The sequence below is a fragment of the Acidimicrobiia bacterium genome, from assembly GCA_036396535.1.
Taxonomy (GTDB): Bacteria; Actinomycetota; Acidimicrobiia; order Spongiisociales; family UBA5794; genus DASWKR01.
Genome location: DASWKR010000062.1, coordinates 24,323 through 30,998, shown reverse-complemented (window position 1 = coordinate 30,998; position 6,676 = coordinate 24,323). Strand labels below are relative to the sequence as shown.

Below are 6,676 nucleotides of genomic sequence, written 5' to 3'. Positions count from 1 at the left end.
CGGTACCAGCGGATCGCAGACCAGCGCTACCTCTACTCCCAGGGCTCGTTCCGTGCGGAGGTCGCGGTGGACGAGAACGGGCTCGTGGTCGACTACCAGGGCGTCTGGGAATCCGTGACCTCGTCGTGATCTCCGTGGCCCGACCGTGACCACGGTCCCGGAGTAACGTCGCCGCGATGAAGCGCCTGCTGGTGATGCGTCACGCCAAGTCGGACTGGACCACCGCGGCGTCCGACCACTCCCGACCCCTCAACCCCCGGGGGATCGCAGCAGCCAAGGCGATGGGAGAGCTGCTGGCTTCGATGGACGAGACGCCCGACCATGCCTTCACGTCGAGCGCCCTGAGGGCACGGACGACCGTACAGCTCGCCGCAGAGTCCGGGCGTTGGAGCACGATCATCGAGGAGAGGGACGAGCTCTACGGCACCTCGCCTGAGGGGGCGCTGGCCGTTGCGATGGAGGCGCCGGACGTCGATCGCCTCATGCTCGTGGGCCATCAACCGACCTGGGGCGGGTTGGTAGCCCACCTCACTGGAGGAGCGGTGCAGGTGAAGACGGCGACGGTGGTCGGCATCGATCTCTACATCGCCGACTGGGCATCAGCCGAGGACGCCCGCGGCGAGATCGTCTATGTCCTGCAACCCGGTATGGCCGCCGGAGACGTCGAGTGAGTCGACCCGGGAGGCTGGAGCGGCTCTCCGCCGACGACGTCGATCGCCTCACCGAGCTCTACGCGGCCGAGTGGTGGACGTCGCACCGCAGCCGGGATGATGTCGCCCGCCTGGTGGAAGCGCCGGGGCAGGTGCTCTTCGGGGCACGGGACGAGGAAGGGAACCTGGTCGGGTTCGCCAGAGCCATCACGGACGGGGTGTACAAGGCGCTCATCCTGGACGTCATCGTCCATCCCGATCGGCGTGGGTCCGACTTGGGGGCCGGCCTGATGGACGCCATCTCCTCCGAGCTGTCGGACGTCGAGCACCACGAGCTGTACTGCCTCCCGGAGCTCGTCGCCTTCTACCAGAGGTGGGGCTACACCAAGGAGCTCGGAGATCTCACGTTCATGCGGGCGAGCGTCCGCGCCCGCCCCTGACCGGCTTGCGGAGCAGGTGGGGCCGGGCGAGACTCCGCGCATGATCGATCTCCGCTCCGATACGGTCACGCGGCCGACCGAGACGATGCGCAAAGCCATCGCCGAGGCCGAGGTCGGCGACGACGTGTACCACGACGACCCGACCGTGCTCGCCTTGGAGCGGCGTGTCGCCGACCTGCTCGGGAAGGAAGACGCCATCTTCGTACCGTCGGGGACCATGTCGAACCAGATCGCCATCCGCACCCACACTCGCCCGGGCGACGTCGTCCTGGCTGCGGAGTCGGCGCACATCAACCTCCACGAGATCGGTGCCCCGGCCGCCCTCTCCGGCGTGACGGTGCGAGACCTCCCGAGCGAACGCGGCACATTCACCCCGGAGGCGGTGCACGCCGCCATCCCCGTGGTCCCACCGTCCCTGCCGTCGTCGCTGTTCGAGCCGATCACGCTCCTCGAGTGCGAGAACACCCACAACGCCGCCGGGGGGACCATCTGGCCCCTCGATCAGCTCGAGGCGGTCACGGTGGCCGCCAGGGAGCACGGCCTCGGCACCCACCTCGACGGGGCCCGCCTGTGGAACGCCGCCGCCGCGACTGGAATCGCAGAGCGGGAGTACGCCCGCGGGTTCGACACGGTGAGCGTCTGCTTCTCGAAGGGGCTCGGGGCGCCGATGGGCTCGGCGCTCGTCGGTCGGCGAGACCTGCTCGACACGGCGCGGCGCTTCAAGCAGATGCACGGCGGCGGCTTCCGGCAGGCGGGCATGATGGCGGCCGGCGCCCTCTACGCGGTCGACAATCACCGCGAGCGGCTCGGCGACGACCACGCCAACGCGGCGCGCTTCGCCATGGGCCTCGCCGAGACTCCGGGCGTTTCGGTCGACCTGTCGAAGGTCGAGACGAACATGGTGTACTTCGGTACCGAGATGCCGGCAGACGAGCTGTGCGAGCGTGCCCTCGCCTCCGGGGTCGCCATGCTGCCGATCGGCCCTCACGAGGTGCGCGCCGTGATGAACCTGCACGTGACTGCGGGTGACGTCGACGAGGCGCTTGCGATCATCGCCGGGATGGCGGCGGGGTGATCGGTCACATCCGATCGAGGTCGGCCAGCAATGCCAGCGTGGCCCCTTCGTCGAGGAAGGCCGACCGGAGCGAGTTGGCTGCGATCGTCGCCAGCGTGGCGTCCGAGAGGCCCAGGCCCGACGCCACGGCCCGGTAGTTGTCTGCGACGTAGCCGCCGAAGTACGCAGGGTCATCGGAGTTCACCGAGACGTTGAGCCCCGAGTCGAGCATGCGTGCCAGCGGGTGGTCCTCTATGGCGCCGACCACCCTCAGGGCGACGTTCGAGAGCGGGCAGACCGTGAGCGGGGTCTGCTCGGCGGCCAGCCGCTCGACGAGCGCATCGTCGGCGAGGCAAAGGACGCCGTGGTCGATGCGGCTCACCCCGAGCACGTCGAGCGCCTCCCAGATGTACTCGGGCGGCCCTTCTTCGCCTGCATGGGCAACGAGGCGCAGCCCGGCTTGGCGAGCGGCGTCGAACACCGCCGCGAACTTCGAAGGCGGGTGGCCGACCTCGGACGAGTCGAGGCCCACGCCGAGCAGGAGATGGAGCCACTCGGACGCCTCGTCGAGTGCCTTCATCGCATCGGCTGCGCTGAGATGACGCAGGAAGCACATGATCGGGGCGGCGTCGACGCCGATCTCCCTGGCATCGGCGGCGGCGCCGGTCAGCCCGAGCACCACGTTCGCCATCGGGACACCGCGCGAGGTGTGGGTCTGCGGGTCGAAGAAGAACTCGGCCCTGCGCACCCCGTCCGCCGCCGCCCTCTCGAAGTACGCCCACGCCAGGTCGTAGAAGTCCTGCTCCTCGATGAGTACGGCAGCGCCCTGGTAGTAGAGGTCGAGGAACGACTGGAGGTTCGTGAACTCGTAGGCGGCCCGCAAGGCCTCGATGGACGGGAACGGCAGCGCCAGGCGGTTGCGCGCCGCGATCGAGAACATGAGCTCCGGCTCGAGGGTTCCCTCGATGTGCAGGTGGAGCTCGGCCTTCGGGAGGCGGGCGGCGAAGTCGGCTTCCATTGGGGCGACACTACCGAGCGGGTGCTCGAATCAACGGAAGTCGCGGCTCGTGATCCCGGCGACCGGCCAATGCTCGAAGCGGTGGGCGACGAGATTGGTCACACCGTCCCGGAACTCGAGCAGTCCTTCGATGACCACTCCGACCGCCTTGCGCGCCAACTCGTAGTTGGCGTCCCAAGCCGGAGGGAGGACGACGACGTTGAGCAGCCCCGTCTCGTCTTCGAGGTTGAGGAAACGCACCCCATTCGACGTGCTCGGCCGCTGCCGGTGCGTGATGATCCCGCCGACTCTCGCCCGCGTCCCGTGCTTGCGGAGCCTCAGAGCATCCGAGACCGTCATGCACCTCGCCTCTTCGAGCTTCTCGCGTAGGAACGAGACCGGATGGGTCGACGACATCGAGGTCGACCACAGGTCTGCCTGTACATCGTCGTACCGGCTCATCGCCGGCAGCGAAGGGGCGGCCGTCCCTTCGGCGAGCGGCAACCGTCCCGGCCCGAGCTCGGCCAGCGCGCCTGCCGCCCACATCCCGTCGCGCCTCCCCAACCCCAGGCAGGAGAGCGCTCCGGACGCCGCAAGCCCCTCCAGGCCGTCGACCGGGATGCCCGACCGCTGCGCCAGGTCCTCCGGGGACGTGAACCGGCCCCCGATCAGCCGGGCCGCCTCGACACGGGCGATCTCGGCGTCGCCGAGGTTGCGTACATAGCGCAGCCCGACGCGCAGCCCGACCGCCTGCCTGACGGGATCGGTGATGGCGCCTCTCCCCCGACGCCATCGCATCCCCAGGTACTCGACGACGTCGTCGTGGTCGGCATCGAGGAGCTCGACCGTGCAGTCGAAGTAGGACTCGTTGACGTCGGGCGGGAGCACCACGACCCCGTGGTGGATGGCATCCTGGAGCAGCGAGTTCGGCGAGTAGAACCCCATCGGCTGGGCGTTCAGCAAGCCGGCGAAGAACTCCGTCGGCCAGTGGTACTTGAGCCACGACGTCATGTACACGATGTACGCGAACGAGACGGAGTGCGACTCCGGAAATCCGAACGAGGCGAATCCCTGCAGCTTCTCCCATATCTCCTCGGCTGCTGCGCCGATGATCCCGTTGCCCGCCATCCCGGCGAGCACCTCGTCGCGCAGCTTCGCCATCGCCTCGTCCGACCGCTTGTGAGTCATCGCCTGGCGGAGCCGGTCGGACTGGCCTGCCGTGAACCCGGCGCAGATCCGCGCCAGCTCCATGAGCTGCTCCTGGAAGACGGGGACGCCGAGCGTCTTCTCGAGGATCTCCTCGGTGAGCGGGTGCGGGTAGCGAATCGGCTCCTCGCCGTTGCGGCGCCGCAGGAACGGATGGACGGAGTGGCCCTGGATCGGCCCGGGTCGGATGAGCGCTACTTCGATCGCCAGGTCGTAGAACGTCTTCGGCTTCAGCCGGGGCAGCGTCGCCATCTGGGCGCGCGATTCGATCTGGAACACCCCGACGGTGTCAGCTCTCGTCATCATCTCGTAGATCACCGGCTCCTGCGGGATCGTCGCCAGGTCGACGTCGACGCCGTGCACGTCGCGGATCGCATCGACCGAGAGGTGGACGGCGTTGAGCGCTCCGAGAGCGAGGAGGTCGAACTTGACGATGCCCATCGCCGCGCAATCGTCCTTGTCCCACTGCAACACCGTGCGGTCCTCCATCCGGCCCCACTCGATCGGAACCGTCTCCCAGAGCGGCCGCTTGGCGACGACCATCCCTCCCGAGTGAATGCCGAGGTGCCTCGGGAAGCCGTCGAGACGGTGGCACACGTCGTAGATGAGATCGGACCTGAGCCCAACCGGCAGGGCAACGACGTCCCGGAGGTTGCGGGTGCTGTGGGTGTCGACGTACTTCGTGAGGGCGTTCACCTGGGCCTGGGTCAGCCCAAACGCCTTGCCGACGTCCTGGAGGACGGATCGCGCCCGATACGTGATGACGTTCGACACCATGGCGGCTCTCTCCCGCCCGTAACGCTGGTAGCAGTACTGGATCACCTCCTCGCGGCGCTCCGCCTCGAAGTCGATGTCGATGTCGGGGGGCCTGCCTCGCTCCTGCGAGAGGAAGCGCTCGAACGGGAGATGGAGGCGGATCGGGTCGACCCGCGTCAGCCCGATGCACCGGCACACGGCGGAATCGGCCCCCGAGCCGCGGATCTGGCAGATGATGTCCCGGCTCCGGGCGAAGCTCACGATGTCCCACGCCACCAGGAAGAAGCCCGCGAAACCGAGCTCCTCGATGACGGAAAGCTCGTGGTCGAGGCGTGCCCTCGCTCGAGCGTCGATCCCATCACGGCCGCTGCCCGGATACACCTGCCTCGCCCCCTCGTCGACCAGGTGACGCAGGTATGCGTCCTCGGATCGGAAGGCGTCCGGCATCGGGAAGTCGGGGAGCTGCGGGGTGATCAGGTCGAGATCGAAGGCGAGCTCGGCCCCGAGCTCGGCAGCGCGCTCGACGGCGCCCCGATAGCGGCCGAGCCGGCGCACCATCTCCCCTGCCGGCTTGAGGAAGCGCTCGTCGGTTGCCGGCCGGAACCCGTCTGCCACGTCGAGGTTGCGACGCCCCCCGATAGCGGCGAGCACCTCCGACAAGTCGGCGTCGCGCCTGTCTGCGTAGTGGACGTTGTTCGTAGCGACCGTCGGCAGTCCCAACCGGGCTGCCACCTCAGCGAGGAGGTCGTTACGGGCGTCGTCCTCCGGCATCCCGTGGTGCCACAACTCAACGAAGAAGCGGCCGGGGAACAGCTCGCGGAGTCGGGCCGCCGCCGCCATCGCCGCAGCGAGATCGCCTGCCTGGGCCGCCCTGGCGACCGCTCCCTGGTGGCAGCCGCTCAGCGCGACGATCTTCCCCTCCCGCCCTGCCGCCTCGAGCTCGCCATACGAGTACCGGGGTGCGTCCTTCTTCCCCCTGTACTGGCCGTCGGTGACGAAGCGGCTGAGGGCGGAGTAGCCCTTCGGGTCCGGGGCCAGGAGCACGAGATGGTCGGTCGGCGGCAGGTCGAGTGGCTTCGTCCCGTGCATCCTCCTGGTACGGGACCGCTTCGTGCCTCGGCTCGGCTCAGCGGCGGGGTCATCGCCCTCGTTGCGCCCGGCACCCGTTTCCACATCGCTCGACCCGGCGGACCGGCGCATTCCTCGAACGTCCCGACGGTCTTCGCGTGAGTCGGCGGTCGCCTTCAACGGCATGCCGACCTCGGTGCCGTACACGATGGGGAGGCCGAGCACCCTCGCCATCTGGTGCACCTTGACGACGCCGCGGAAGCCGTCGTGGTCCGTGACGCCGAGAGCCGAGAGATCGAGCTCTGCGGCGCGTTCGACGATGCGCTCCGGATGTGACGCTCCGTCGAGGAAGCTGTAGTTCGTGTGGCAATGCAGCTCGGCGTAGCTCACCATGTCGTGGAGCGTAGTCGAACATGTGTTCGATCGCCGACCCGCTATCGACGTGGCGTATCTCGGTCGTCGTGAGTGCGTAGTCGTAGATCCGCAGTGGCGGAAGGGGCAGAGG

Annotated in this window: 5 protein-coding genes; 3 read left to right on the top strand and 2 right to left on the bottom strand. The window is 68.6% G+C overall.

Annotated features, from left to right (window positions below; all coding sequences use genetic code 11):
* Positions 1 to 176: 176 nt before the first annotated feature.
* The 3 genes from VGC47_11415 to VGC47_11405 are packed head-to-tail and all read left to right on the top strand — an operon-like array spanning position 177 to position 2,165.
* Positions 177 to 671, top strand: a complete 495-nt coding sequence (locus VGC47_11415) for a histidine phosphatase family protein (protein HEX9855911.1) — start codon at positions 177 to 179, stop codon at positions 669 to 671.
* Positions 668 to 1,090 (top strand): GNAT family N-acetyltransferase, encoded by a 423-nt coding sequence (locus VGC47_11410; GenBank protein HEX9855910.1) that lies wholly within the window; start codon positions 668 to 670, stop codon positions 1,088 to 1,090. The genes VGC47_11415 and VGC47_11410 overlap by 4 nt, the downstream gene beginning before the upstream one ends.
* A 40-nt stretch (positions 1,091 to 1,130) precedes the next feature.
* Positions 1,131 to 2,165 (top strand): threonine aldolase family protein, encoded by a 1,035-nt coding sequence (locus tag VGC47_11405; protein ID HEX9855909.1) that lies wholly within the window; start codon positions 1,131 to 1,133, stop codon positions 2,163 to 2,165.
* Between the two features lie 4 nt (positions 2,166 to 2,169).
* Here the strand turns inward: VGC47_11405 and VGC47_11400 are convergent, their stop codons facing one another.
* Together VGC47_11400 and VGC47_11395 are read right to left on the bottom strand one after the other, a co-directional pair.
* Complete coding sequence (locus VGC47_11400; GenBank protein HEX9855908.1) at positions 2,170 to 3,162, bottom strand: adenosine deaminase; 993 nt, start codon at positions 3,160 to 3,162, stop codon at positions 2,170 to 2,172.
* Positions 3,163 to 3,192: 30 nt separating this feature from the next.
* A complete protein-coding gene (locus tag VGC47_11395) occupies positions 3,193 to 6,564 on the bottom strand; it encodes an error-prone DNA polymerase (protein HEX9855907.1) in 3,372 nt (1,123 codons plus the stop codon).
* Positions 6,565 to 6,676 lie beyond the last annotated feature (112 nt).

What these genes read in the sequence shown, in the direction of transcription:
- VGC47_11405 (HEX9855909.1), top strand. Translation starts at nt 1,131, where the DNA reads ATGATCGATCTCCGCTCCGATACGGTCACGCGGCCGACCGAGACGATG.
- VGC47_11415 (HEX9855911.1), top strand. Translation starts at nt 177, where the DNA reads ATGAAGCGCCTGCTGGTGATGCGTCACGCCAAGTCGGACTGGACCACC.
- VGC47_11395 (HEX9855907.1), bottom strand. Translation starts at nt 6,564, where the DNA reads ATGGTGAGCTACGCCGAGCTGCATTGCCACACGAACTACAGCTTCCTC.
- VGC47_11400 (HEX9855908.1), bottom strand. Translation starts at nt 3,162, where the DNA reads ATGGAAGCCGACTTCGCCGCCCGCCTCCCGAAGGCCGAGCTCCACCTG.